24 protein-coding genes are annotated in these 25,063 nt (G+C 71.0%); 10 read left to right on the top strand and 14 right to left on the bottom strand.

Annotated elements, in window-relative coordinates; genetic code table 11:
• Nucleotide 1: 1 nt before the first annotated feature.
• The 3 genes from ACFVWU_RS10930 to ACFVWU_RS10920 form a co-directional block, all read right to left on the bottom strand.
• Nucleotides 2-931 carry a branched-chain amino acid ABC transporter permease gene (locus ACFVWU_RS10930; protein WP_380609390.1) on the bottom strand — a complete coding sequence of 310 codons (930 nt, stop codon included), beginning with the start codon at nucleotides 929-931 and terminating at the stop codon, nucleotides 2-4.
• A gap of 146 nt (nucleotides 932-1,077) precedes the next feature.
• Nucleotides 1,078-2,319 carry a branched-chain amino acid ABC transporter substrate-binding protein gene (locus tag ACFVWU_RS10925; protein ID WP_387618010.1) on the bottom strand — a complete coding sequence of 414 codons (1,242 nt, stop codon included), beginning with the start codon at nucleotides 2,317-2,319 and terminating at the stop codon, nucleotides 1,078-1,080.
• Nucleotides 2,320-2,949: 630 nt separating this feature from the next.
• Entirely contained in the window at nucleotides 2,950-3,414 is a 465-nt protein-coding gene (locus ACFVWU_RS10920; RefSeq protein WP_380609392.1) for a PaaI family thioesterase, read from the bottom strand.
• Between the two features lie 245 nt (nucleotides 3,415-3,659).
• Between ACFVWU_RS10920 and polA the strand changes: the two genes are divergently transcribed.
• Nucleotides 3,660-6,347, top strand: a complete 2,688-nt coding sequence (gene polA / locus ACFVWU_RS10915) for a DNA polymerase I (protein WP_387618104.1) — start codon at nucleotides 3,660-3,662, stop codon at nucleotides 6,345-6,347.
• Nucleotides 6,348-6,453: 106 nt separating this feature from the next.
• Here the strand turns inward: polA and ACFVWU_RS10910 are convergent, their stop codons facing one another.
• Nucleotides 6,454-7,182, bottom strand: a complete 729-nt coding sequence (locus ACFVWU_RS10910) for an SDR family oxidoreductase (RefSeq protein WP_387618008.1) — start codon at nucleotides 7,180-7,182, stop codon at nucleotides 6,454-6,456.
• A 270-nt stretch (nucleotides 7,183-7,452) separates the two neighbouring features.
• Between ACFVWU_RS10910 and ACFVWU_RS10905 the strand changes: the two genes are divergently transcribed.
• A complete protein-coding gene (locus ACFVWU_RS10905; RefSeq protein ID WP_387618006.1) occupies nucleotides 7,453-8,091 on the top strand; it encodes a hypothetical protein in 639 nt (212 codons plus the stop codon).
• A 144-nt stretch (nucleotides 8,092-8,235) separates the two neighbouring features.
• Nucleotides 8,236-8,664 carry a hypothetical protein gene (locus tag ACFVWU_RS10900; RefSeq protein ID WP_387618004.1) on the top strand — a complete coding sequence of 143 codons (429 nt, stop codon included), beginning with the start codon at nucleotides 8,236-8,238 and terminating at the stop codon, nucleotides 8,662-8,664.
• Between the two features lie 387 nt (nucleotides 8,665-9,051).
• Here ACFVWU_RS10900 and ACFVWU_RS10895 read toward each other — a convergent pair whose 3' ends face one another.
• A complete protein-coding gene (locus ACFVWU_RS10895) occupies nucleotides 9,052-9,879 on the bottom strand; it encodes a class I SAM-dependent methyltransferase (RefSeq protein WP_387618002.1) in 828 nt (275 codons plus the stop codon).
• 72 nt (nucleotides 9,880-9,951) lie between these two features.
• Here ACFVWU_RS10895 and ACFVWU_RS10890 point away from each other — a divergent pair, with 72 nt between their 5' ends.
• Entirely contained in the window at nucleotides 9,952-10,554 is a 603-nt protein-coding gene (locus ACFVWU_RS10890) for a TetR/AcrR family transcriptional regulator (protein ID WP_387618000.1), read from the top strand.
• Nucleotides 10,555-10,651: 97 nt separating this feature from the next.
• Here the strand turns inward: ACFVWU_RS10890 and ACFVWU_RS10885 are convergent, their stop codons facing one another.
• The 4 genes from ACFVWU_RS10885 to ACFVWU_RS10870 all read right to left on the bottom strand — a co-directional run bounded on the left by ACFVWU_RS10885 (nucleotide 10,652) and on the right by ACFVWU_RS10870 (nucleotide 12,603).
• Complete coding sequence (locus ACFVWU_RS10885) at nucleotides 10,652-10,933, bottom strand: helix-turn-helix domain-containing protein (RefSeq protein ID WP_387617998.1); 282 nt, start codon at nucleotides 10,931-10,933, stop codon at nucleotides 10,652-10,654.
• Between the two features lie 39 nt (nucleotides 10,934-10,972).
• Complete coding sequence (locus ACFVWU_RS10880) at nucleotides 10,973-11,491, bottom strand: DUF6879 family protein (RefSeq protein ID WP_387617996.1); 519 nt, start codon at nucleotides 11,489-11,491, stop codon at nucleotides 10,973-10,975.
• Nucleotides 11,463-11,705 (bottom strand): hypothetical protein, encoded by a 243-nt coding sequence (locus ACFVWU_RS10875; protein WP_387617994.1) that lies wholly within the window; start codon nucleotides 11,703-11,705, stop codon nucleotides 11,463-11,465. Before ACFVWU_RS10875 ends, ACFVWU_RS10880 begins: the two co-directional genes overlap by 29 nt.
• A 79-nt stretch (nucleotides 11,706-11,784) precedes the next feature.
• Complete coding sequence (locus ACFVWU_RS10870; protein ID WP_387617992.1) at nucleotides 11,785-12,603, bottom strand: hypothetical protein; 819 nt, start codon at nucleotides 12,601-12,603, stop codon at nucleotides 11,785-11,787.
• Between the two features lie 207 nt (nucleotides 12,604-12,810).
• On the opposite strand from ACFVWU_RS10870, the gene ACFVWU_RS10865 reads away from it, so the two are divergent.
• Both ACFVWU_RS10865 and ACFVWU_RS10860 read left to right on the top strand, forming a co-directional pair.
• A complete protein-coding gene (locus ACFVWU_RS10865) occupies nucleotides 12,811-13,710 on the top strand; it encodes a Scr1 family TA system antitoxin-like transcriptional regulator (RefSeq protein ID WP_387617990.1) in 900 nt (299 codons plus the stop codon).
• A complete protein-coding gene (locus ACFVWU_RS10860; protein ID WP_387617988.1) occupies nucleotides 13,673-13,804 on the top strand; it encodes a DUF397 domain-containing protein in 132 nt (43 codons plus the stop codon). The genes ACFVWU_RS10865 and ACFVWU_RS10860 overlap by 38 nt, the downstream gene beginning before the upstream one ends.
• Nucleotides 13,805-13,982: 178 nt before the next feature.
• On the opposite strand, the gene ACFVWU_RS10855 is transcribed toward ACFVWU_RS10860, so the two are convergent.
• The 4 genes from ACFVWU_RS10855 to ACFVWU_RS10840 all read right to left on the bottom strand — a co-directional run bounded on the left by ACFVWU_RS10855 (nucleotide 13,983) and on the right by ACFVWU_RS10840 (nucleotide 18,812).
• Complete coding sequence (locus ACFVWU_RS10855) at nucleotides 13,983-14,666, bottom strand: alpha/beta fold hydrolase (RefSeq protein ID WP_387617986.1); 684 nt, start codon at nucleotides 14,664-14,666, stop codon at nucleotides 13,983-13,985.
• Between the two features lie 160 nt (nucleotides 14,667-14,826).
• Nucleotides 14,827-15,285, bottom strand: a complete 459-nt coding sequence (locus ACFVWU_RS10850; RefSeq protein WP_387617984.1) for a hypothetical protein — start codon at nucleotides 15,283-15,285, stop codon at nucleotides 14,827-14,829.
• A gap of 138 nt (nucleotides 15,286-15,423) precedes the next feature.
• Nucleotides 15,424-17,934: an ATP-dependent helicase HrpB gene (gene hrpB / locus ACFVWU_RS10845; RefSeq protein WP_387617982.1), complete on the bottom strand. Its 2,511-nt coding sequence runs from the start codon at nucleotides 17,932-17,934 to the stop codon at nucleotides 15,424-15,426.
• Nucleotides 17,935-17,939: 5 nt separating this feature from the next.
• On the bottom strand, nucleotides 17,940-18,812 hold the full coding sequence (locus ACFVWU_RS10840; protein WP_387617980.1) for a class I SAM-dependent methyltransferase: 873 nt from the start codon (nucleotides 18,810-18,812) through the stop codon (nucleotides 17,940-17,942).
• A 414-nt stretch (nucleotides 18,813-19,226) separates the two neighbouring features.
• On the opposite strand from ACFVWU_RS10840, the gene rpsA reads away from it, so the two are divergent.
• Both rpsA and ACFVWU_RS10830 read left to right on the top strand, forming a co-directional pair.
• On the top strand, nucleotides 19,227-20,717 hold the full coding sequence (gene rpsA / locus ACFVWU_RS10835) for a 30S ribosomal protein S1 (RefSeq protein WP_218202410.1): 1,491 nt from the start codon (nucleotides 19,227-19,229) through the stop codon (nucleotides 20,715-20,717).
• Between the two features lie 317 nt (nucleotides 20,718-21,034).
• A complete protein-coding gene (locus ACFVWU_RS10830; RefSeq protein ID WP_387617978.1) occupies nucleotides 21,035-23,236 on the top strand; it encodes an MMPL family transporter in 2,202 nt (733 codons plus the stop codon).
• Here ACFVWU_RS10830 and ACFVWU_RS10825 read toward each other — a convergent pair.
• On the bottom strand, nucleotides 23,219-23,650 hold the full coding sequence (locus tag ACFVWU_RS10825; protein ID WP_387617976.1) for a MarR family winged helix-turn-helix transcriptional regulator: 432 nt from the start codon (nucleotides 23,648-23,650) through the stop codon (nucleotides 23,219-23,221). The genes ACFVWU_RS10830 and ACFVWU_RS10825 overlap by 18 nt on opposite strands.
• A 62-nt stretch (nucleotides 23,651-23,712) precedes the next feature.
• Between ACFVWU_RS10825 and ACFVWU_RS10820 the strand changes: the two genes are divergently transcribed.
• Both ACFVWU_RS10820 and coaE read left to right on the top strand, forming a co-directional pair.
• Complete coding sequence (locus ACFVWU_RS10820) at nucleotides 23,713-24,354, top strand: MBL fold metallo-hydrolase (RefSeq protein ID WP_387617974.1); 642 nt, start codon at nucleotides 23,713-23,715, stop codon at nucleotides 24,352-24,354.
• 88 nt (nucleotides 24,355-24,442) lie between these two features.
• Nucleotides 24,443-25,042, top strand: a complete 600-nt coding sequence (coaE, locus tag ACFVWU_RS10815; RefSeq protein WP_387617972.1) for a dephospho-CoA kinase — start codon at nucleotides 24,443-24,445, stop codon at nucleotides 25,040-25,042.
• Nucleotides 25,043-25,063 lie beyond the last annotated feature (21 nt).

Here is a 25,063-nt window from a genome sequence, read left to right as displayed (position 1 = left end):
GTCACGCCCTGTCCGCGACGCGCTCGCCGAGCAGGCCTTGTGGCCGGACGAGGAGCACGAGGATGAGGAGTACGAAGGCCCAGACGTCCTTCCAGGCGCCGCCTCCGAAGAGGTCCATGCCGGGAAGGTGCTGGATGTAGCCGGTGGCGAGGGCTTCGGCGAGGCCGAGGGCGATGCCGCCGAGCATGGCGCCGTAGATGTTGCCGATGCCGCCGAGGACGGCGGCGGTGAAGGCCTTGAGGCCGAGGATGAAGCCCATCCGGAAGTCGACCTGGCCGCTGCGCAGTCCGTAGGCGACGGCGGCCACGGCGGCGAAGGCGGCGCCGATGGCGAAGGCCAGCACGATGATGCGGTCGGTGTCGATGCCCATCAGCTTGGCGGTGTCGGGGTCCTGGCTGGTGGCCTGCATGGCGCGGCCGGAGCGGGTGCGGGTGACGAACCAGCCGAGGGCGAGCATGCACAGCGGGGCGGCGATGATCAGGAAGAGGTCGCTGCGCTGGATGGTGACGGAGCCGAGGCTGAAGGGGTCGCCGGGGATCTTGGGGAAGACCCGGGCCTTCTTGGCGTCGGGGTAGAAGGAGAAGACGAGTTGCTGGAGGAAGATGGACAGCCCGATCGCGGTGATCAGCGGGGCGAGCCGGGGGGCGTTGCGCAGTGGCCGGTAGGCGAAGCGCTCGGCGGCGACGGCGGTGAGGGTGGAGACCAGGATGCCGGCGATCAGCATGAGTGGTAGGGCCAGCCACATGGTGGTGCCGCCGGGGAGGGCGAGGTAGGCGGTCAGGGCGCCGAAGCCGCCGACCATGACGATCTCGCCGTGGGCGAAGTTGATGAGCTGGACGATGCCGTAGACCATCGTGTAGCCGATCGCGACGAGCCCGTAGAGGGCGCCGAGGATCAGGCCGTTGGCCAGCTGCTGCGGTAGGTCGTGCACCGCTGGGCCTCCGTAGTGCGTTCGGGGGTGTCCGCGTGGGTGGTGGATGTGGGGGCGCGCGGGGGCATTAGTGGCGCCCCCGCGCGCTGGTGGAGCTGTTCCTGAGGGGTTGTCGGCCTCTGAGGGGTGTCAGCCTCCGGGGGCCGTCAGCCGCTGAAGGTGCCGGACTTCTCCACGGCCCACTTGCCGTCCTTGACGGTGTAGACGGTGAGCTGCTTGTTGGTGGTGTCGCCGAACTCGTCGAAGGAGACCTTGCCGGTGACGCCGTCGAAGGAGACCTGCTGGACGGCGTCGCGGACGGCGGTGCGGGCGTCGGCGCCGGTGGGGAGCTTGCCCTTGTCCTTCACGACGTTCTTGACGGCCTGGATGATGGCCCAGGCGCTGTCGTAGGAGTAGCCGCCGTAGGTCTCGTAGGCGTCCTTGTAGCCGGCCGTCTTGTAGTCGGCGATGAACTTCTTGGCGGTGTCGAGGGATTCGACGGGCAGGCCGACGGCGGTGGCGAAGTCGCCCTGGCTCTTGGGGTTGAGCTTGATGAAGTCGGCGCTCTGGATGCCGTCGCCGCCCATCAGCGGGATGTTGACGCCGGCTTCCTTGAGCTGGAGGGAGAGCGGGCCGGCCGCGGGGTACTCGCCGCCGTAGTAGACGGCGTCGGCGCCGGAGCTCTTGACCTTGGTGACGATGGCGGCGAAGTCGCGGTCGTCGGGGTTGACGTGCTCCTCGCCGGCCAGGGTGCCGCCGAGCTTGGTGAACTCGCCCTTGAAGGTGGCGGCGAGGCCGGCGCCGTAGGTCTTCTGGTCGTCGATCAGGAAGACCTTGGTCTTCTTGGCGTCGTTGTAGAGGAACTGGGCGGCGAAGGGGCCCTGGACGGCGTCGGTGGTGGCGGTGCGGAAGTAGGACTTGAAGGGGCGCTTCTTGTCGCCGCTGGCCCACTTCTCGCCCTGGCTGAGGGCGACGCCGGTGTTGGCGGGGGAGATCTCGACCAGGTTCTTGTCGTCGAAGATCTGCTGCATCGACTGCGCGACGCTGGAGTTGAGCGGGCCGACGACGCCGAGGACCTTGTCGTCGGCGACGAGCTGGGTGGCGTTCTGCTGGCCGGGGGCGGGCTTGCCGGTGTCGTCCAGGGCCTTGATCTCGAACTTGACGCCGGGGACCTCGTTGGTCTCGTTCGCCTTCTTGACCGCGAGGTCCACGGAGTTGCGGATGCCGAGGCCGAGGGCGGAGAGGTCGCCGGTGAGGGGGGCGTCGACGCCGATGACGACGGTGGTGGAGGCGTTGTTGTCCTTGCCGCCGGCGTTGTCGCCGGACTTCCCGCCGCGGGACCCGCAGGCGGTGAGGCTGAGGGCGCCGATCACGGCAATGCTCACGACAACGGCTGAACGATGACGCACGAGGGTCCCCTTCGGTTCAGGAGGCGCCCGCGCCTGAGTGGCGGGAGCCGGGTTGCGCGGGAGGGCCGGGCCCATTCCGGATGGCGCGGTGACTGGCCGTGACTCTAGGCGTCGTTGGGCGGCTCGGGCAGTGGTGTGGGCAGGCTGTGATTCTCTTGTTATGAGCACACGGAGCAATTGTCTCAGCATGTGGTCGTTCCGGCTCGACCGATCCTGTACTGCCGGGCGCTTACCCGCTGGTGGAGCGATGTAAGGGCCAGAAATGAGGGTTGCAGCTGGCATCGTCGATAATCGGACACCCATGTCCGGTGCACTGCTTTCGGCCGTACGCGTCCGGATTTCGGACAGGGGGTGCGCGGCGGAGGGGGTCCGGGGTGCCTGGAGGTCTCGGAGTCGCCGTTTTCTTGGATTTCCTACTTGTTACGCAGCGTCACAAATGCTGGAGTCGTGTCAACCGGCCCCGGACATGCCGCCGCCCCCTTGTCCAGACCAACGCCTGCCCAGGGTGGCGGAAGGTCAAACAAGGGGGCGGGAAAGGGGCTTGATGTCGTCCCGGCCGCAACTGTTGGTAGCCGTACGGCCGTTGTCGTGTCGGGACTGCGCAGGGACTGAGGCGGGACTGTGGCGGGGCTACAGGTCGCGCAGCATGCAGGTCAGTCGGCAGCTGGTGATCCGCTTGCCGGTGTCGTCGGTGATCGCGATCTCGTAGGTGGCGGCGGTGCGGCCCTTGAACACCGCCGTCGCCACCCCGGTGACCAGACCGGAGGTGGCCGAGCGGTGGTGGGTGGCGTTGAGGTCCACGCCCACCGCGTACCGGCCCGGGCCCGCGTGCAGCATCGCGCCGATCGAGCCCAGCGTCTCGGCCAGCGCCGCCGAGGCGCCGCCGTGCAGCAGCCCGTACGGCTGCTGGTTGCCCTCCACCGGCATGGTGCCGACCACGCGGTCGCCGGAGGCCTCGACGATCCGGATGCCGAGCTTCTCGCCGAGGTGGCCGCCGGAGAAGGTCTCCGGGCTCACCCCGAGCTTGGCGAAGTGGTCCAGCACGTCCTGCGGGACCTTCAGGACGGGGGCGGTGTCGGGGGCCGCGTCGGTCATGGGGGAACTCCTGCCGCTCGGGGGTCACGTCGTCGTGCTGCCTGTGATCGTACGACCGTCCTACTCGCCGGTAGTGCCCGCGCCACCCGCCCGGCGAAGCTTTCGCCGGTGCCCCTTTTGTCGGTGCCGGGCCATAGGATCGGTGGCCGGTAGTGGAATCGGCAGGAACGGACGTTGACGTGGCTACGCAGAGTACGGACAAGGGCGCGACGGGTGGCGCTGGGGCCGGCCCCCGGCCCCGGCTGATGCTGCTCGACGGGCACTCGATGGCCTACCGGGCCTTCTACGCCCTGCCCGTGGAGAACTTCAACACCGCCACCGGGCAGCCCACCAACGCGGTCTACGGCTTCGCCTCGATGCTCGCCAACACCGTCCGGGACGAGGCGCCCACCCACCTCGCCGTCGCCTTCGACCTCTCCCGGCAGACCTTCCGCTCCGTCGAGTTCCCCGACTACAAGGCCAACCGCGCCAAGACGCCGGACGAGTTCCGCAGCCAGGTCGGCCTGATCGGCGAACTGCTCGACGCCATGAACATCCCCCGGCTCACCGTCGAGGGCTTCGAGGCCGACGACATCATCGCCACCCTGGCCACCGCCGCCGAGGCGGCCGGCTACGACGTCGACATCGTCACCGGCGACCGCGACTCGCTCCAGCTGGTCACCGACCACGTCACCGTGCTCTACCCCACCAAGGGCGTCTCCGAGCTCACCCGCTTCACCCCGGAGAAGGTGGCCGAGAAGTACGGCGTCACCCCGCGCCAGTACCCCGACCTCGCGGCCCTGCGCGGAGACCCGTCCGACAACCTGCCCGGCATCCCCGGCGTCGGCGAGAAGACCGCCGCCAAGTGGGTCAACCAGTTCGGCTCCTTCGACGAACTCGTCTCCCGCGCCGACGAGGTGAAGGGCAAGATCGGCGAGAAGCTGCGCGACAACCTCGACTCGGTCAAGCGCAACCGGGTGCTCACCGAGCTGGTCCGCGACGTCGAACTCCCGCTGGGCGTGACGGACCTGGCCCGCCGGCCCTTCGACAAGGCCGCCGTCGGCACCCTGATGGAGTCGCTGGAGTTCCGCAACGCCAACTTCCGCGACCGCGTCTACGGCATCGACCCTGCCGTCGGCGAGGCCTCGGGCGACGTCGAGCTCGCCCCCGGCGTCGAGGTCGACGGCGAACTGCTCACCGACCCGGGCACGCTGGCCGGCTGGCTGCGCGAGCACGCCGGTGACGGCAAGACCACCGTCGCCCTGGCCGCCGTCTACCAGTGGGCGCTCGGCACCGGAGAGGTCACCGAAGTGGCCCTCGCCGCAGGGGAGTCGGCCGCCTGGTTCGACCCGGCGCTGCTCGCCGAGGAGGACGAGCGGGCCTTCGCCGCCTGGCTCGCCGACCCGGCCGCCCCCAAGGCCCTGCACATCGCCAAGCAGGTCATGCGCGCCTTCGCCGAGCGCGGCTGGACCATCGAGGGCGTCGTCGCCGACACCGCGCTCGCCGCCTACCTGGAGAAGCCCGGTCGCCGCACCTTCACCCTGGAGGTGCTCGCCGAGGAGTACCTGGCCCGCTCGCTCACCCCGGCCCCCGCCGCCGAGAGCGGCCAACTCGCCTTCGACGCACCGGAGGAGGACGAGACCGCCGCCGCCCAGGCGCTGATGCTCCAGGCCCGCGCCGTACTCGACCTCGCCGCGCTCTTCGACACCCGCCTCGCCGAGGTCGGCGCCGTCGAGCTGATGCACGACATGGAACTGCCCATCGCCGCCCTGCTCGCCCGCATGGAGCGCTACGGCATCGCCGCCGACCGCGAGTGGCTCACCCGGCTGGAGTCGCAGTTCGCCGCCGAGATCCAGCGCTGCGTCGAGGAGGCGCACGCCGCCGCCGGGCGCGAGTTCAACCTCGGCTCGCCCAAGCAGCTCCAGGAGATCCTCTTCGGCGACCTCGCCCTCCCGAAGACCAAGAAGATCAAGACCGGCTACACCACCGACGCCGACGCGCTCACCTGGCTCGCCACCCAGACCGACAACGAGCTGCCGGTCATCCTGCTGCGCCACCGCGACCAGGCCAAGCTGCGCACCACCGTCGAGGGCCTGCTCAAGACGGTCTCGCCCAAGGGCCGGATCCACACCACCTTCAACCAGATGGTCGCCGCCACCGGCCGGCTCTCCTCGCAGGACCCGAACCTGCAGAACATCCCGGTCCGCACGGAGGAGGGCCGCGCGATCCGCCGCGCCTTCATCGTCGGCGAGGGCTACGAATCGCTGCTCACCGCCGACTACTCGCAGATCGAACTGCGGATCATGGCGCACCTGTCCGAGGACGAGGCGCTGATCGAGGCCTTCGCCTCCGGCGAGGACCTGCACACCACCGTCGCCTCCCAGGTCTTCGAGGTCCCCGGCACCGCCGTCGACGCCGAGATGCGCCGCAAGATCAAGGCGATGTCCTACGGCCTGGCGTACGGCCTGTCCGCCTACGGGCTGTCGCAGCAGCTCGGCATCAAGCCGGCCGAGGCCCAGGGCCTGATGGACACCTACTTCGAGCGCTTCGGCGGCGTGCGCGACTACCTGCAGCGAGTCGTCGAGGAGGCCCGCGCGACCGGCTACACCGAGACCCTGCTCGGCCGCCGCCGCTACCTGCCCGACCTCAACAGCGACAACCGCCAGCGCCGCGAGATGGCCGAGCGGATGGCCCTCAACGCCCCGATCCAGGGCTCGGCCGCCGACATCGTCAAGATCGCCATGCTCCGGGTCGACGAGGCCCTGCGCGCGGCCGGCCTCACCTCCCGGATGCTGCTCCAGGTCCACGACGAAATCGTCCTGGAGCTCGCCCCGGGTGAGCGCGAGCAGGTCGAGGCGATCGTCCGCGAGCAGATGGCCGGCGCCTACCCGCTGCGCGCCCCGCTGGACGTCTCCGTCGGCATCGGCGCCAACTGGGAGGCCGCCGCGCACTGATACGGCGGCGCGGTTCCCGGCGGGCCCGGACGCGTGGAGCGTCCGGGCCCGCCGGTGCGTAGGTGGGGGTCGCCACCAGCGGGCCCTGGAGGGCGAAGATCCCGCTTCAGACCTGTTCGAAGTGGAACGCCTTGATGAAGCAGTCGCGGGGCTGGGCGACCGCGAAGAGGACGCACTCCACGAGTGACTGTGCGGTGAGGGGATCCTCGGCCCCGCGCGATGTGGTCTCCCATTCCTCGGCGAGGGGGTCGGGGTTGTCGAAGTCCGGGGGGTAGAGGGAGATCGCCCGCACCCCCTGGGGCCGCAGGCGCTTGGAGAGGATGTCGACGAACCCCGCCTGGGCGCTCTTGGCCGCGTAGAAGGCGTCGTGCGCGTCCGACCGGTGGTGCCCGGCGGTGCCGCAGGCGGAGACCATGGTCACCACGTCCGGCTTCTCCGAGTTGAGCAGGAGGGGGAGGAAGTTCTTCACGGTCAGCACGGTGCCGGTGGCGCCGGAGGCGATCGTGTCGACGACATCGGCATCGGAGGCGGACAGGAGGTCCGGGCCTTCGAGGTAGCGGGAGCCGTTGTTGATCAGCACGTCGATGTGGTCGGTGTGCCGCCCGACCCCGGCGGCGAAGCCGCGGATCGAGTCGGGGTCCGTCAGGTCGCAGGCGAAGGCGTGGACGCGCTGGTGCCCCCGGTCCCGGATCTCGTCCCGGACGCGTTCGGCGGCGGCGAGGGTGCGCGCGGAGAGGAAGACCTCGGCGCCGAGGTCCGCGAGACGGATGGCCAAGGTGCGCCCGAAATCGCGGCCGGCCGCGGTGATGACCACCCGGTGGTCGTCGAATCCCATGTCAGTACTCCTGGTTGGTGGATCAGGTGCCGCGGCGACGTCCGCCGGCTGCGCCTGGCCTTGTCGGCGCAAGGTGCCGCCACATCCTTCCGGAAGGTCGGAGCCGTCCCCTCGCCGGGGGCAGATCAGGGCTGCGCAGGAAGTCGGACGGGCCGACTTCCTGCGCGCGGTGCGGGAGATGCGGGGTGGGGGCCTGGCCGCAAGGGCCCGCCGCTAGGATCTGGCGGTCCGTCGCGCAGTGGGCGCGGCGACGAGCCGACGGGAGCGGCGATGACCGAGGCGGACGAAAGCACAGCGGGGCGGCGGAGGTTCCCGCGGCCCCGGCTGGTGGTACCGGCCGCGCTGGCGGCGCTGCTGCTGGTGGGCGGGTCGGTGTGGGCGCTGTCCGGTGGCGCGGCCGGGGCGGCGGCGCCGGTGGGGGCGGGCACCCCGGGCGTAGGGGCGAGCCCGACGGCGCAGCCCTCGCCGACCGCTACGCCGACCGCTACGCCGACGCCGACGCCGACCGAGGCGCCGACCGAGGCGCAGGCCTCGCCGACCCCGATCGCGACGCCGGAGCCGGTCCAGGCGTCCGCCTCCCCGGAGGCGGACGAGCCGGAGACCAGTGCCCCGGCCGCACCCCGGAAGCCGGCGGCCAAGGCCGCGCAGGCCCCCGCCCCCAAGTCGCAGGGGGACGCTCCGGCCGCGAAGCCCAAGGCCCCGGCCGCCCCCGCCGCCCCGGCCGGGCAGGACCCGCACGACATCGCGCCGGTGCCCTGCACCAACTGCCACACCGAGCCGCAGCCCGGCTCGGGCGACTGCTACCCGCGTGGGGAGGCCAAGGTCATGGTCTGCGGCCCGGTCCAGATGGGCACCCCGCTCCCGCAGCGCCGTCCGGATCCGACGTTCACGCCGGGCTCCGTGCACTGACGCAGGGACGTCGACGGGCCCGGACACACGCGTGTCCGGGCCCGTCGGCTATCCGGCGCCGCGACGAGCGGGGGACTCGCCGAGGCGCTGCCGTTCGGGCTGAGAGGCTGGTCGACACCAGATCGCGAAGGGGGGTGTGGGTGCGTGGCGGGCGGCGGTTCGGCCTCGCTGGAGGAGGCCCGGGAGCGGTTGCGGGCGGGGGCGGCGCCGGAGGTGCTCCGCGGCGAGCTGGCCGCGAGGGCGCCGCAGTGGGTGGACGCCGTGCTGGCGGTCGGGCTGGCGCTGGGGATCGAGGAGGCGGAGCTGCTGCGGAGGCTGAGCAGCGAGCGGGAGCTGCGGTCCGAGTTCCAGCCGGGCGAGGAGGACTCGACGAGTGCCGGGTGCGGCTGGCGGACTGCGCCGACAGCGTTGGCCAGGGAGTACGCCCGGCCGGGCCGATGCCGGATTGCCGACCCCCCGACGGCGTGCGTCGGCCTGAACGTGCCTACGGTCCTGGCGGTTCGCGCCGCCGCCCGCCGGGGGCCCACCCCGGCGGGCGGGCGGGTGAGTGCCTGTCCGATGGCGTCCGCCTGAGGTGTGCCGCGGCCAGGAGACGCCTCCATGGCGACGAGCCTGTCCACGTGCGAGCGGAGAGCGGTGAACGGGGTGTTCCTGCGCCAGTTGTCGGTGGAGAACTGGGTGTAGTTCTCACTCCACGGAAGCGTGGTGAAGGTGACAGGGTTGTTGGTCGGGTACCGGGTCAGCAGTGCGCGCCGTAGGGTTGCGGTGTCGGTGCCCTGAAACACGAACCGGCCATGGGAGTTGATGAAGCCGTCCACGTACAGGTTGTTCGTTCGCAGGAAGTCGGTGGGGCCGACTTCCTGCGCTCACGGGCGGGTTGTGTGGGTGGCTTGGATGCGGCAGTGGGGGAGGGCTGGGCGGATGCGGTGGCGAGGTGGCCGGCGTGAGGCGGCCTCGGCCTCAGGAGGCGCCGACGTGTACGGCGGTCGCGGCCAGGGTGGTGTAGTTCATCGTGAAGCGTCCCCCCAGGGAGTCGATGGCGTCCCCGACCGCGAGCAGTACCTCTGCCAGCTGATCGGGGCGGAGTTGGGTGAGACCGCCGGTGGTGGGTAGCAGATCCAGCCATTGGTCGCGTGTGTAGGACTGCTCCCAGTCGAATCGCCACTGTTCGGGTTCCTCGAACTGTTCGGTCTCCCGGATCCCGTCGGCGAACTTCGCGTATGCCGCCTGGTAGAGGTCGAGCGGGCGTCGGGCCGGTTGGCCGTTGAGCGGGGAGTCGGGCGCCACCCGCCGGAAGGCGGCGGCGAACGGTTCGGCCACCTCGATCGGCGGCTCGTACGCGTGCCCGAATATCGCCAGCCGTCCCCCTGGGCGCAGCACATGTGCCGCTTTCACGACGCCGGCGACCGGATCCACCCAGTGCCACGACTGGGCGGCGATGACCGAGTCGAACGTCCGGTCGGCCGGCTGCCAGGCTTCGAAGGTCGCCACCTCGACCGGCAGGCCACGGGCTCGCGCGATGTCGGCCATCCGCGCATCGGGCTCGACGCCGAGTACGGCGCAGCCGATCGCCTGGAACTGGCGGGCTGCGATGCCGGTGCCGCAGCCGACGTCGAGTACGTCGGGCCCGGGGCTCCCGGCGGCGATCCGTGTCACCAGTGCATCGGGGTAGCCGGGCCGCGCCTGGTCGTAGCGTTGCGCGTCCACGCCGAACGACTCGGCCATCCGCCGGGCCTCATGCGACTGCGCTGGGGGCGGTTCCGGTTGCTCTCGCGGTAAGGTGGGCATGCGCCCACCTTAGTGGGCGCATGCCCACTCGACAATGCGCGCGAGCGGGTTGATGCATGAGAGGAGCCGTGAGTGCCGACTGGGGTGCACCTTCGCGACGCGCGGCAGCAACTGTTCGATGCTGCCGAACGCGTGCTTCTGCGGGACGGGCCGAACGGGCTGACCAGCCGGGCCGTCACCGACGAGGCCGGCTGCGCCAAAGGCGTCCTGCACCGGCACTTCTCCGACTTCGACGCCTTCCTTGCCGACCTCGTACTCGACCGGGCCGCGCAACTCGAGGTGCAGGCGAGTGCGCTGCGCGAGTCCGCCGGCACCGGCACGGTGACCGACAACCTCACCGGCGCGCTGATCAGCCTGTTCGGACCGATCCCGGTCGCGATCATCCCGCTCATCACCTTCCGGGACGAGCTGCGCGCACGGCTGCGGCAAGCCATGCCCGGAGGCGGCATCGCGATCCTGGCCCAGGCCACGACCGCGATTTCCGCCTATCTGGTCGACGAGCGCGAACTGGGCCGCATCGCGGCCGACACCGATGTCGACTCACTCACCCTCTCCCTGGTCGGTGGCGGGCATCTCCTGTTCACGGACCGCGATGCCGACCCGCCCACCACGGCAGTCGTCGACAAGCTCGTGACAGCGGTCATCGCCGACGCCGTGCAACGACGACCGGCCTAGAGGCCCCCGAGTGTCGACGAACGATCGTCCGCGGCCCGACGGAGCTCCTCGAACTCGACGGCTCGCAGCACGGGTTCGCCGTTCATGACGACCCCGGTCATCTCGACCATCGGCCCACGTACATGGCGTTGACCGCACGGGAGGACACAATGAGATCCTCGATCTCATCTTCAGCGCCACAAGCGGTGCACCAGGCCCGGATGTCGCTCTCGGAAGGAGCAGCCAGCCCAGCTTGGAGTCGTGACGTCTTGGACTTGTGCCAGCCGCAGCGCTCGGAAAGCTCAGCGCCGGTGAGGCCGGCGTTCTTGCGGATCTCTTGAAGCCGGGCCGCGAAGACACTTCGAGCCGCGACGACGCTGGACGGCGGAGAGTAGGACATGCGGCGGCGAAATCGATGTCGAGAGCGTCCTCGTGGAAATCAGACGGTGTACTTCTCGTGTGGGACGGCCCGCTCCCACACGGCTTCGAAGGCGTCGGAGCAGAGCTTGACGGCGGCCTCGTCCTCGGTGATCTCGCCACCCAACGCGTCACCGTCGCCGGAGAAGTGGCCCCACCGGACTATGCGGTCGTCGAAAAGCCAGAAGTCGTTGCCCGGGAGTGCGATGGTCGATCCGTTGCGTCTCGGCAGCCAACGCACCTGTTCACCGGCGCGGACGTTCGGGAACGTCACGTCGTACTCGTACCTGATGTACTCGCTCACAGGCTCGGAGACAATGCGAGCTCGGCGGATTTCCACGCCGCGAGCGACGGTCGCGGCGATTACGCCCAACCACGGCCTCCACCATGAGGCGCGATCGTCCGGGTCTAGCCGGTGGCCGGCCCTCCACGCGCGGAGGGCCGGGTCGTCCTGCATGTAGCCGTCGCGCATCTCCAGGTGAAGAGCCGAGCGCCGGGTGCTACTCAGCAGTTCATCGATCTTCGGAACGCTCTGCGACATCACATGCCTCCCTCAACGCCCGCACCATTCGGGCGGGGACCCGCACGACCGCCTCACGGCCGGGAATGTTACCCGTCGTCAGACACTCGGCCTCGGTGTCCTTGTCGATCTTCCAGCCTTGGATGACGAGGTCGGAGGTCTTCTCGTCGACCCAGACGGTAGGAGAGTCACCGTCCGGGCTGTTGGGGTCTTTGGCGATGAACCGCAGCGACATACTGTCCTCCCGCGCCTAGGAGTTGCGAGGTGCTGCACATGTTTGGTGCTCTCATGGTGGCCTTGACGGGAGGGCGCTGTCAGGCACTCGGAGGAGTCCACCCGTATGCCCTGGCCGGGCCTTGTGGCGAAAGCAGGACGGGCGGCCCCGCGTGGCACGCGGGGCCACCCGTCGAGAAGTGCTTCAGAGGCAGGTTGGGAAGTCGCACGCGCGGACACCGGTCACGAAGGACTTCCAGGTCCCGGGGGTGAGCGGTGGGGTGAGTAGGAAGTCGGTGGGTCGACTTCCTGTGCTCACGGGGTGCTGGTGGCGTGGGTGGCTTGGGTGCGGCAGTGGGTGAGGGCGGGTTTGATGCGGGGGTCGGGGTGGGGGTGGCGGAGAGCAGTTCGCCAGCGGTGACGAGGGTGGTCCAGTAGTGGGCGGGGTCGCCGGTGCGGGGGAGGGGGTGGGCGGCAGCCAGGGAGCGGTAGGCGGCGGTCAGGTTGCCGGTGGTGAACCAGCGGGCCAGGCCGTGCTGGTGACCGGCGCGGATGCCGCCCATGGCGTCGATGGCGATGAGGAAGAGCTCGACGATGGCGAGGTCGCGGGCGTCGAGGTTCTTGGGCACGTCGAAGACGCCGAGGGCTTCGAGGAGTTCGCCGGTGTCGGCCTCGGAGTCGGGGCGGGGATTGGCGAGAAGGGCGCCGTAGCAGTCGCTGGGGCGGCGGTTCACCTCGGCGGCCGGGATCGCGAGGGCCGCGCAGACGGCGCGGGCCGAGCGGAGGGGTTCGCGGGTCCGGCGGGCGAGGGTGGGGAGGGCGGAGAGGTACGCGCGGAGCAAGTGCCGCGCGAGGGGGGTGGATTCGGTCCGCGAGTCGAGGCGGGCGGCGAACGTGCGGGGGCGGTGGGTTTTGAGCATGGCGAAGTTCCTCAGGGGGCGGATGAGGGAGCGCGAGGATAGTGCGCAATCACGCTACGCATGCAAATGATTGCTTTCTGGTGTCAATCATCGGGGCTGCGGAGGTACGGTGACGCCAGATCGACGTGTGGGACGTGTGGTGTACAACTGGGGGCAGCCATGGCACAGCGGAAGACCAGGCGGGGGACGACGGCCAGCTCCGCGATCATGTTCGGTGAGGAGCTCAAGTACGCGCGCGAGGCGGCGGGCTACGTCCAGGAGGACGTGGGCAAGCTCCTGCACTGCGACCGGACGGTGGTCTCGCGGACCGAGGGCGGGAAGCGGAAGCCGTCGATCGAGGAAGTCGAGGAGCTCGATCGGCTGTACGGTACCGGCGACTTGCTGAAGCGGCTGTACGGGCGAGTCGACTGGGACGCCGAGATCGAGCACCCGGACTGGTTCCAGAGTCATGTCGACATGGAAGCCGAGGCCCTGGCCGTCAGGGCCTACGAAGTCGCGGTGATGAACGGGCTATTGCAATGTCGCGAGTACGCGCAGGCGGTGTTTGCGGTCAGCGATGCGGCTGGCAAGCCCGATGTGATCGAGGAGCGGACGGCGGCTCGACTCGCGAGGCAAAGGCGCTTCCTGGATGCTGAAGGACCTTTCCTGCTGGTGATTCTCGATGAGAGCGCGATCCGGACGGTTTTCGGTGGGCCGCGTGTGATGAGACGCCAGATGGAACACCTGCTCGCTGTTGTGGAACTCCCAAACGTTGTCATCCAAGTCGTGCCGTTCTCTCGCAGACCGGCCGTCGGCAACACCTCCACGGTGTTGCTGGAGATGCCAGATGGTCGGACCTCGGTCTACTCCGAGAGCCTTGACCGAGGGCATTCCAACGACGATCCGGCGACCGTAGCGCGGCATCGCCGCAGCTATGATCTGCTCCACGGGGAGGCGCTCTCAGTTGCCGACTCGCTTGCGCTGATCGCCGATGCGCTGGAAGGGTTCAGTAATGACGAGGAACGAGCTCGACGTGACCGCCTGGCGAAAGAGCAGCTACAGCGGCGGCAACGGGGGCAACTGCATCGAGGTGGCCCCCGGATTCCCCGGCCTCGTCCCCGTGCGTGACTCCAAGGACCCGCACGGTCCGGCCCTCGTCTTCCCGGCCTCTGCCTGGGATGCCTTCGTAGCGGCCGTCCGCGAGGGCGACTTCCCGGAGTAAGCCCCTCCAAGGGGCTGGCCGTGTTGACCTGGCGGAAGAGTGGCTACAGCAGCAACGGCGGACAGTGCATACTCGCTGCTCACCGCAAGAAGCGCGTCCGCATCCGCAGCGAAAAGGGCATCCGCCGGGCGGCAGGTCACTATGGGCACCGGCATGAACTCCCGACCCGGCCGCAGCACTACGAGTTCGCGGCCTCCGCCAGGACGCGGGCGAGCTCGCGGGGGCGGGTAGCCATCGGCCAGGGGCCCGAGTCGAGGTCCACGTACTCAAGGTGGGTGACGCGGGCGAGGTCGGGGCTCTCGCCGGCGGCGATCCACTCCTCTGCCTGGGCGGGGGTGAACTCGGGGCAGACGACCACGACGGGGACGTCGAAGCGGCGCTCGTCGGTCAGGCGCACGACTCCCCTGGCGACCCCCTCGGGGACGGGGATGGCGGCGGACGCGAGGCGGTGCCGGGTCTCCTGGTCCAGGTCGGCGGAGTCCGCTCCCTCGAAGGGGCCCCAGCCCGGGAAGGGCATGGCGCCGCCCTCGATCGCGAAGTAATCGGCATAAGCCCGCCCGTCGGCGGCGGGGAAGCCGCCGATCAGTGCGACCTTGGCGACCTTCTCCGGACGCGCGTCGGCGGCCAGCCAGGCCAGGCTCGACGCGGCGGAGTGCCCCACCACCAGGGGCTTCCCGGGCGCCGCGTCAACGGCGGCGACCACTGCTGCCAGCTGGTCGTCGAGCGTCCCGGAGGCGGCGCCGTCCCCCTGGCCGGGGAGGGTGAGCGGCACTGGACGGTGGCCGAGCGCGGTGAGTTCGGGCACGACGTCGTCCCATGCCGATCCGTCGAGCCACAGGCCGGCGATGAGCAGGATGTCCACGGTCGTCCTCCCGGAGAGCAGTCGCATCTGGCTGCCGGCACGCTATCGGGAGGCTCTGACAACGGGCTCAGGCCACCCCGACCCGGCGAACTTCTCGGTCACAGCACCAGTACTGCAGCGGCAGTTGACCTGAGCGCGCGTGGAAGACTCGTGGATCCGATCAGCCGGTGCCGGACCCGTGGACGGCCTGGTCCCAGAGGTCCAGCCCCGCGCGGAGGAGTTCGCGCACGGCAGCGGTCTCCTCGCCCGTCCAGGCTCCCTCGCCGGCGGTCGGGTCGAGAGCTTCGCCGCCGAAGATCTTTTCGTAGGCGCTGTCGTGGATCGACCCTTGGGAGGGGAGGGGCGGGCCGGCCTTCACGCTGCGGGAGAGGTCTTCGAAGAAGTTCCACGCCTCCAGCAGCAAACCCGCCGAGACCGGGCCAAGGTCAGGGTGCTCGACCCACCGCCGTACGACGCCCAGATCGAGAGTGCCTTCGCCCTCCCAGGTGAGCTCCCAGCCGTTGCGATCACAGTATTCCTGCAGCGGTATGAGCTCACGGAACGCGAGGAGTCTGCCGAGTTCGTCAACGACGAGCTCATCGGGGGCATCGCCTTCTCCGGGCCGCCAGATCAGCGTCACGTCCCCTCTCCTGGTCGCGATGCGGTACGGAAAATAGTCAGCCATGCGGGCCTCCCCGATGCCGTGGCGGCACTTGCCGCGTTGGTCATCCTGCCTGCCGTGATCGCCGCGTGGTGAAGTACCAGGGGCCTCCCGGATTCACTTCCGGGCGTTGGTGCGGCGGGTGGGCTCTGCTGTCGTCGGGTCTTCGGGCCAGGGGTGGCGGGGGTAGCGGCCTCTGAGATCAGCGCGGACGGCGCGGTAGCCCTCGCGCCAGAAGGACGCCAGGTCGCCGGTGACGGCGGCGGGGCGGCCGGCGGGGGAGAGCAGGTGGATGGTGAGGGGGACGCGGCCGCCGGCCAGGGCGGGGGCGGCTGCCCAGCCGAAGAGTTCTTGCAACTTGACGGCCAGGACTGGGCGTTCGGTGGTGTAGTCGACCCGTATCCTGGATCCGCTGGGGACGGTGATGCGTTCGGGGGCGAGTTCGTCCAGGCGGCCGGCTTCGCCGGTGGCCCAAGGGAGCAGACGTTGCAGGGCGGCGGTGGTGTCGATCCGCGCGAGGTCGGCGCGGCGGCGGGCGCGGGAGAGTTCGGGCTCCAGCCACTCCTCCGCGCGTTCGAGGAGCGCGGCGTCGGAGACATCCGGCCACGGGTCGCCGAGGGCGGTGTGGAGGAAGGCCAGGCGTTCGCGTAGGCCGGGGGAGGGCCAGGTCAGCAGCGTGCTGACGCCCTCGCGGGCGAGGCCCTCCAGGAGGGCGGCGCGGACCAGCGCGGGGTCGGGGCGGTTGAGTGGCTTCTCGGCGAGTTCGATCGCGCCGAGGGATTCCACCTGGCGGGAGACGACTTCACCTCGGCGGGTGTCCCAGTGGACTTCCTCGCGGGCGGTGAGCATTGCCGCGCCTGCCTGCCGGGCGGTGTCCTCGTCCAGCGCCGCAGCGTGCAGGATGCGGGCGGAGTGCGAGCCGGCCGGGCGGTCGGCGACAGCGACGGCGAGCCAGGGCAGCGCGCCCAGAGCAGTCCCGGGGGCGAGTTCGGCGGCCGTGCCGGAGGCCATCAGGTACGGGCTGCGTTCGCCGGGGGCGGGCCGCTCCACGCGGGCGCGGGCGATGCGTTCGGGGAAGGCCAGGGCGACGACCAGCCCGGCGGCCGTGGCGTCGGGCAAGGCGGTGGCGGGTTCGTCGGAGGTGGCACGCAGGAGGCGGCGGACTTCGTCGCGCCAGCGCCCGGCGTAGGGGTCACTGGAGGAACGGACCAGCCGCCAGACCGCGCCGAGGTCGTCGCCGAGGGCGCGGGGCGGTTCCTCGGAGAGCAGGGCGACCACTTCGGCGGCACGCTTCGCACCGACGGCGGGGGCGCCGTCGACGAGGGCGCGGGCAAGGCGCGGGTGCAGGCCGGTTCGGGCGAGGCGGGTGCCGCGCGGGGTGGCTCGGCCGTCCGGATCGACCGCGCCCAGGGCCTGGAGGGTCTGCCGCGCGGCGGCCATCGCCCCCGTCGGGGGTCGGTCGGGCAGGGCGAGCCCGGTGGCGTCCGGGTCGCCCCAGCAGGCGGCCTGGAGAGCGAAGCCGGTGAGGTCGGCGAGGGCGATCTCGGGGGTGGGGAAGCGGGCGGCGCGGGCGTCCTCGGCCTCGTGCCAGCAGCGGTAGACGGTGCCGGGGGCTTCGCGCCCTGCTCGTCCGGCGCGCTGGCGGGCGGCGGCGAGGGAGGCGCGGACGGTGACCAGCCCGGCCAGGCCTCGGGCGTGGTCGGTGCGCGGTTCGCGGGCGAGTCCGGCGTCGACGACGACGCGGACGCCGGGGACCGTGAGCGAGGACTCGGCGACGGAGGTGGCCAGGACGACGCGACGTCCCTCCCCGGGGGAGAGGACGGCGTCCTGGACGGACTGTGGGGCGCGGCCGTGCAGTTGCAGCACGTCGGCCGGCGCGCCGCCCAACTGCCCCGCCACGCGGGCGATCTCGCCGACGCCGGGCAGGAAGCAGAGCACGTCCCCGTCCCGCTCGCTCAAAGCCCGCCGGACGACGGCGGCGACGTGGTCGAGCAGCGCCGGGTCGACCCGCGTGCCGTGCGCGGGCCGGACGGCGCGCGGCGGCGGCGCCCACACCACGTCCACCGGGTGGGACACCCCGTGCGCCTCCACCACAGGTGCGCCGCCGAGGAGTTCGGCCCAGGCCTCGGTGTCGGAGGTGGCCGAGGCGCAGACCAGCCGCAGTTCGGGCCGCAGCGCCGCCCGGACGTCCAGCAGGAAGGCGAGGGCGGCGTCGGCGTCCAGGTGCCGTTCGTGGCACTCGTCCAGGACGACCACGTCGACCCCGGGCAACTCCTGGTCGCGCTGGAGGCGTTGGAGCAGCACGCCGGTGGTGACGACCTCGACGACGGTCGAAGGCCCGACCTTACGGTCCCCGCGCACCGTGTAGCCGACCCGCCCGCCGACGGCCTCGCCGAGCAGCCAGGCCATCCGCCGGGCGGCGGCCCGTACGGCGAGCCGACGCGGTTCGGCGACCAGGACGCGCCGTACCGGACGGTCATCGAGCAGCCCGGCCAGGGCGAGCGGCACCAGCGTGGTCTTGCCGGTGCCGGGCGGCGCGGCGAGGACGGCGGTGCCGTGCTCCTCCAGCGCCCGGTGCAGGGCGGGCAGGGCGGTGCGGACGGGCAGGTCGCGCCAGGCCGGGTGCAACAGGCTCAGCCCCGCTCGGTCACGAAGATCGCCGTGCCCGGGATCAGCCGTCCGCGCAGCGGCGACCAGCCGCCCCACTCCTGCTCCAGGTCGGCCGGCCACTCGGGCTCGACCAGGTCGATCAACCGGAAGCCGGCGCCGACCAGTTCGCGCACCCGGTCGCCCAGGGTGCGGTGGTGCTCGACGTAGGTGGCGCGGCCCTGCTCGTCCTGCTCGACGTACGGGGTGCGGTCGAAGTAGGAGGACATCGCGGTGAGGCCCTCGACGCCGGGCTCGTCGGGGAAGGCCCAGCGGATCGGGTGGGTCACCGAGAACACCCAGCGCCCGCCGGGCCGCAGCACCCGGTGCACCTCGCGCATCAGCCGGTCGGTGTCGGCGCTGAACGGGACGGCGCCGTAGGCGGAGCAGGAGAGGTCGAAGGAGGCGTCGGCGAAGGGCAGCACGGCGGCGTCGGCCTGGACGACCGGGACGGGCTCGGCGCCGCGGCCGAGGTCGATCCGGCGGGAGTGCTGGAGCTGGCGGTAGGAGATGTCCAGGGCGACCGGGCGGGCGCCCCGGGCGGCCAGCCAGCGGGAGCACTGGGCGGCGCCGGCGCCGATCTCCAGCACGTCCTTGCCCGCGACCTCGCCGAGCAGCCGGGCGTCGGCCTCGTCGAGGCCCTCGGGGCACCAGGTGAAGCGGTCGTCGCCGAGGAACTCGCCGTGCTCGTCCTGGTACTCGTCGGCGTTGCGGTCCCACCAGTGCCGGCTGGCCCGGCTGCTCTCCCCGACGTCGGCCGTGCGCCGCACCGCGTCGTCGCCTGTGTCGTCCTCGTCAACGGATGCGTCAAGATCGTGAAGGGACGACTGGGGGGTGGTGGCCACGGTGACAATGCCCATCGCGTAGGGTATGGAGTGCGGAAGCGCCGCTGCCGCGAACCGGCCCCGTCAGGGTGCCGGATCCTGGCGGTGGCATCCGGGGAAGGGCCCCTTCGAGCGCCACCGCGAGGTGCGCAATCGGAGGATATGGCCTGATCCGTACCGGGCTCCACCGTCTTGCCTCTCTTGGCGTTGACCGTGCCTGGCCGTCCCCGTATGCTACAAGTTGCGCTGCGGGCCTGCGCGCCTCGGACGGAGCAGGTCGCGCTCGCATCTGTCGAAGACCCCACGGTCGCAAGACGGACGCCGGTTCTCGTTGGACGAGATCTTCCGGTGTGCCGTGTTCTTGGCTGTCCGGCTTTCGGTGGGAGCGATACGGGCCCTCCGCGTGGCATTACCTACGACTTTCATGTCCGTACCGGAGCCCTTTTCCTAATGACGAGCCCCACCGACTCCTCCCTCAGCACCACCCCGCAGGTCGCGGTCAACGACATCGGCGACGCGGAGGCCTTCCTCGCCGCCATCGACGAGACCATCAAGTACTTCAACGATGGCGACATCGTCGAGGGCGTCATCGTGAAGGTCGACCGTGACGAGGTCCTCCTCGACATCGGTTACAAGACCGAGGGCGTCATCCCGTCCCGCGAGCTCTCGATCAAGCACGACGTTGACCCGCACGAGGTCGTCGCCGTCGGTGACAACATCGAGGCCCTGGTTCTCCAGAAGGAGGACAAGGAGGGTCGTCTCATCCTGTCCAAGAAGCGCGCTCAGTACGAGCGTGCCTGGGGCACGATCGAGAAGATCAAGGAAGAGGACGGCATCGTCACCGGTACCGTCATCGAGGTCGTCAAGGGTGGTCTCATCCTCGACATCGGCCTCCGCGGCTTCCTCCCCGCCTCGCTCGTCGAGATGCGTCGCGTCCGCGACCTCCAGCCCTACGTGGGCAAGGAGCTCGAGGCCAAGATCATCGAGCTGGACAAGAACCGCAACAACGTGGTCCTGTCCCGCCGTGCCTGGCTGGAGCAGACCCAGAGCGAGGTCCGCCAGACCTTCCTCACCACCCTGCAGAAGGGCCAGGTGCGCTCCGGCGTCGTCTCCTCGATCGTCAACTTCGGTGCCTTCGTGGACCTGGGTGGCGTCGACGGCCTGGTGCACGTCTCCGAGCTGTCCTGGAAGCACATCGACCACCCGTCCGAGGTCGTCGAGGTCGGCCAGGAGGTCACCGTCGAGGTTCTCGACGTTGACATGGACCGCGAGCGCGTCTCCCTGTCGCTGAAGGCGACCCAGGAGGACCCGTGGCAGCAGTTCGCCCGTACCCACCAGATCGGCCAGGTCGTTCCGGGTAAGGTCACCAAGCTGGTTCCGTTCGGTGCGTTCGTCCGCGTGGACGAGGGCATCGAGGGTCTGGTCCACATCTCCGAGCTGGCCGAGCGCCACGTCGAGATCCCGGAGCAGGTCGTCCAGGTCGGCGACGAGATCTTCGTCAAGGTCATCGACATCGACCTCGAGCGTCGTCGCATCAGCCTGTCGCTGAAGCAGGCCAACGAGGCCCTGGGTGCCAACCCGGCCGAGGTCGAGTTCGACCCGACCCTGTACGGCATGGCCGCCTCCTACGACGACCAGGGCAACTACATCTACCCGGAGGGCTTCGACCCCGAGGCGAACGACTGGCTGCCCGGCTTCGAGAAGCAGCGTGAGGAGTGGGAGCGCCAGTACGCCGAGGCGCAGGCCCGCTTCGAGCAGCACCAGGCCCAGGTCATCAAGAGCCGCGAGGCCGACGCCGAGGCCGCTGCCGAGGGTGGCGACGCCGTCGCCGCCGCTGCCGGTGGCTCCTACTCGTCCAGCAGCGACGAGGGCTCCGGCGCCCTGGCCTCCGACGAGGCCCTGGCCGCCCTGCGCGAGAAGCTGGCCGGTGGCCAGAGCTGAGGCTCTCGTCCCCGCTAGCTGACAGCTAGGCAACGGGCCCCACCCGGATTTCCGGGTGGGGCCCGTTGGTTTTTCTGCGCCTGTTCGCCTGTTCGCCTGTTCGCCTGTTCGCCTGTCCGCCTGTTCACCTCGTCGCCCGTTCGCCTGGGCTCCTCCTCGCCGGCGTTTTTCGGCGACTGTTTACCTGCCCTTCGTTTCCCGCTTTGACTTATGTGTGGTTTATGTGAAGAGAAATGTGAGATGAGGCTCATTGGCCTGCTATAGGCCGGAGTTCGGGTTGCACCTACATTGAGTGGAACTGCCCGAAAGGCTCCTTCATGCGCAACCGCTCCTCCGCCCCCACCGCAGTGGTCGGCGGCCGGCTCGCCGCGATCGGCCGGTTCTGTTTCCGCCACCGCCGCTGGGTCCTCGGCTTCTGGGCCGTCGTCCTGGTCGTCGGGGTCCTGATCGGGGGACGGGTCTTCGAGGGCTCGGTGGCCGGAGCCTCCTCCGCGACCGCCGAAGCGGACCGGGGCAGCGCCGTGGTTTCCGCGGCCGATCCGGTCAAGGGCACCGTGACGGCGGTGGTGGACGGCAAACCGGTCGGCGACCCGGCCGTGCGCGCCGCCGTCGAGCAGGCCGTCACCGAGATCGCCGCCCTGCCCGGGGTCTCCTCCGCGCAGGACGCCTACGGCGCCGACCCGGCCCAGGCCGCGCTGAGCGCCACCGACGGGACGGCGAGCCTGGTCACCGTACGGATGGCCGCCACCTCGACCTCCGCGCAGACCGACGCGGTCACCCACCGGCTGGCCGCGCTGAACGGCGCCGGCGGGGCGCACGTGACCGTCGGCGGGGACCTGGTGCTCCAGCAGGAGGTCAAGAAGCAGACCGAGAGCGACACCCGCTTCGGCGAGATGGTGACCCTGCCGCTCACCCTGGTCGTCATGGTGCTGGTCTTCGGCGGCCTGGCCGCCGCCTCACTGCCGGTGATCGGCGCCATCGCCTCGATCGGCGGGGCGCTGCTGGCCATGTTCGGGTTCAGTCAGATCATGGACATCGACACCAGCGTGCTGCCGATCGCCACCGTGCTGGGGCTCGGGCTCTCGATCGACTACGCCCTGTTGATGGTGAACCGTTTCCGCGAGGAACGCGGCCACGGCGCGGGCATCGCCGCCGCCGTCGAACGCACCGCCGCGACCGCCGGGCGCACCGTCGCCTTCTCCGGACTGACCGTCGCCGTCGCGCTGTCCGGCCTGTTCGTCTTCACCAGCCCGGTGCTCGGCGCGGTCGCCGCGGCCGGGGTGAGCGTGGTGGTGATCGCGGTCGCGGCCGCGCTGACCCTGGTCCCCGCGCTGCTCGGCTTCGCCGGCTCCCGGATCAAGGCGCCCGCCGCGCCCGTGCCGGACGAGGGCTTCTTCAGCCGGACCGTCCGCCGGGTCCGCAAGCGGGCGGTGCTCGTCGCGCTCGCCTGCGTGGCGGTGCTGATGGCGGCCGGGGCGCCGTTCCTCCACGCCGAGATGCGCAGCTCCGGCGCCGCCGTGCTGCCCGCCTCCTCGGCCGGGCGGCAGGTCGCCGAGACCGTCGACCACCGCTTCCCGCAGGTCGCGGCCGCGCCGATCACCGTGGTGGTCGAGGGCGGCGCCCAGGTCGCCCAGGCGTACGCGGACGACGTGGTCGCCAAGCTGCCAGGGGTGAGCGGGGTGCGAGCGGTGACCCCGGTCGGCGACAAGGTGTCCACCGTGGACGTCCTGGTGCACGGCGACCCGCAGGGCGCCGGGGCCAAGCAGGTGGTGGACGAGCTCCGGGCCGACCGGGGCGGGCTGAAGACCTACGTGACCGGCGGCGCGGCCTCGGTGGTGGACTTCAAGGACGAGCTGCTGTCGCGCGGGCCGTGGGCGCTGGGCCTGGTCGCGGCCGGGACGCTGGTGCTGCTGTTCCTGATGACCGGCTCGCTGGTGATGCCGATCAAGGCGCTGCTGATGAACCTGCTCTCGCTGGGCGCCTCGCTCGGCGCGCTGACCCTGGTGTTCCAGGACGGGTGGTTCAGCGGGCTGCTCGGCTTCAGCCCGACCGGCGGGCTGGAGACCTTCATCCCGGTGCTGGTCTTCGCCTTCGCCTTCGGGTTGTCGATGGACTACGAGGTGTTCCTGCTCGCCCGGATCAAGGAGCTGCACCAGCGCGGGCACAGCTGTACCCGGGCGGTGGAGCTGGGCGTCCAGCGCAGCGGTCGGATCATCACCTCGGCGGCGATGCTGATGGTGATCGTCTTCGCGGGCTTCGCGGCCGGGGACATGCTCATGGTCAAGCAGATGGGCATCGCGCTGGCGGTGGCGGTCGCGGTGGACGCCACCCTGGTGCGCTGCCTGCTGGTACCCGCCGCGATGAGCCTGTTCGGCGAGTTCAACTGGTGGGCGCCGGCCCCGCTGAAGCGGCTGCACAAGCGCTTCGGGCTGAGTGAGCACGTCGAGCTGCCCTCGCTGGAGCAGCCGGCGGTCCCGGCGCAGCGGCCGGAGCTGGTGGGGTCAGCTCAGGCGGTGTAGCAGCTCGACGCTCGCGCGCAGCTGGGCCCGTTCCTCGGCGGTGAGGCGGGACTCGATGGCGGTCGCGATGTGGTGCTCGCGACGGGCCCGCTGGTCGAGCAGGGCGGTGCGGCCGGCCTCGGTCGCGGCGATCAGCTGCTTGCGGCCGTCGGTGGGGTGGGGCTGCTGGGCGACCAGCCCGGCCTCGCTCATCAGGGCGACGGTGCGGGCCATCGACTGGTGGCGCACGCGCCGGCGTTCGGCGAGTTCGGCGACGGTGTAGGAGCGTTCGTCGCGGACCAGCAGGCCGAGGACGGCGGCCTGGTTCGGCGGCAGTTCGTCGCTGTCGCGCAGGGAGCGGACCAGGCTGCCGAGGGCGGTGCGCAGGTCGGCGGCGAGTTCCAGGGTGTCCGGGTGTGGTGCTTCGCGAGGCATGGGAGCAGTCTATCCGGAATTTACACAGCAAAACTGTACAGTCATGCTGTATGGTTTTGGCCATGCGAATCACCAAGTTCGGACACGCCTGCGTACGCATCGAGCACGACACCACCACCGTCGTCGTCGACCCGGGGGCCTTCACCGACCCCGCCGCACTGGCCGGGGCGGACGCCGTCCTGATCACCCACGAGCACATGGACCACTTCGAGGAGTCCCGGCTGCGCGCCGCGCTGGAGGCCCACCCGGCCCTGCGGGTGTGGACCAACAGCACCGTCGCCGCCCAGCTGGAGGGCGTCGGGCAGCGGGTCACCGCGGTCGGCGAGGGCGACGCCTTCGAGATCGCCGGGCTCGGCGTCTCGGTGCACGGCGAGTGGCACGCGGAGATCCACCCGGACGTCCCGCGGGTGAAGAACATCGGCTTCCTCTTCGACGGCCGGCTCTTCCACCCCGGCGACGCCTTCACCGTGCCGCCGCACGCCGTGGACACCCTGCTGCTGCCGCTCGCGGCGCCGTGGAGCAAGGCCGGCGAGGTGGTCGACTACGTCCGGGAGGCGGGCCCGCGCGTGGCGGTGCCGGTCCACGAGGCGACGCTCAGCCCGATCGGGCACATGGTGGCCACCCGGCTGCTCGGGCCGGACGGGCCGGGCACCGGCGCGGAGCTGACCGTGCTCGGCGAGAAGGAGAGCCTGGAGCTGGGCTGAGGGACGCCGGTTGAGGGATTGCGGGTGGCGGGCTCGAGCTGCCGGGCCCGTACTGACGGGCCCGAGCGGCCACCGGTAGCCTGACGCCATGCTGAAGATCGGACTGACGGGTGGCATCGGCGCGGGCAAGAGCGAGGTGTCCCGGCTGTTCGCCGCGCGTGGCGCGGTGATCGTGGACTCCGACCTGATCGCCCGCGAGGTGGTCGCCCCCGGGACGGACGGTCTGGCGGCCGTGGTCGCCGAGTTCGGCCCGCAGGTGCTGCGCGAGGACGGCACGCTGGACCGCCCGGCCCTCGGGGCGGTCGTGTTCGGCGACCCGGAGCGGCTCCAGGCGCTGAACGCGATCGTTCACCCGCTGGTGCGGGCCCGCTCCGCCGAGCTGGAGGCGGCGGCCGCGCCGGACGCGGTGGTGGTGCACGACGTGCCACTGCTGGCCGAGAACGGGCTGGCGCCGTTGTTCGACCTGGTCGTGGTGGTGGACGCCGCCGACGAGGTGCGGCTGGACCGGCTGGTGCGGCTGCGCGGGATGGCCGAGCAGGAGGCCCGGGCCCGGATGGCCGCGCAGGCCACCCGGGAGGACCGGCTGGCGATCGCCGACCTCGTGATCGACAACGGCGGGCCGCTGGAGGCGCTTTCGGCGCGGGTCGGCGAGGTGTGGGCGGAGCTGGCGAAGCGCGCCGCAGCTTAGGGCCCGTCCTGGGTTCAGGCC

This window comes from Kitasatospora sp. NPDC058190, assembly GCF_042883685.1.
Classification (GTDB): domain Bacteria; phylum Actinomycetota; class Actinomycetes; order Streptomycetales; family Streptomycetaceae; genus Kitasatospora.
The sequence above is the reverse complement of the archived record's forward strand: the minus strand, read 5'-3'. Positions and strand labels throughout refer to the sequence as shown.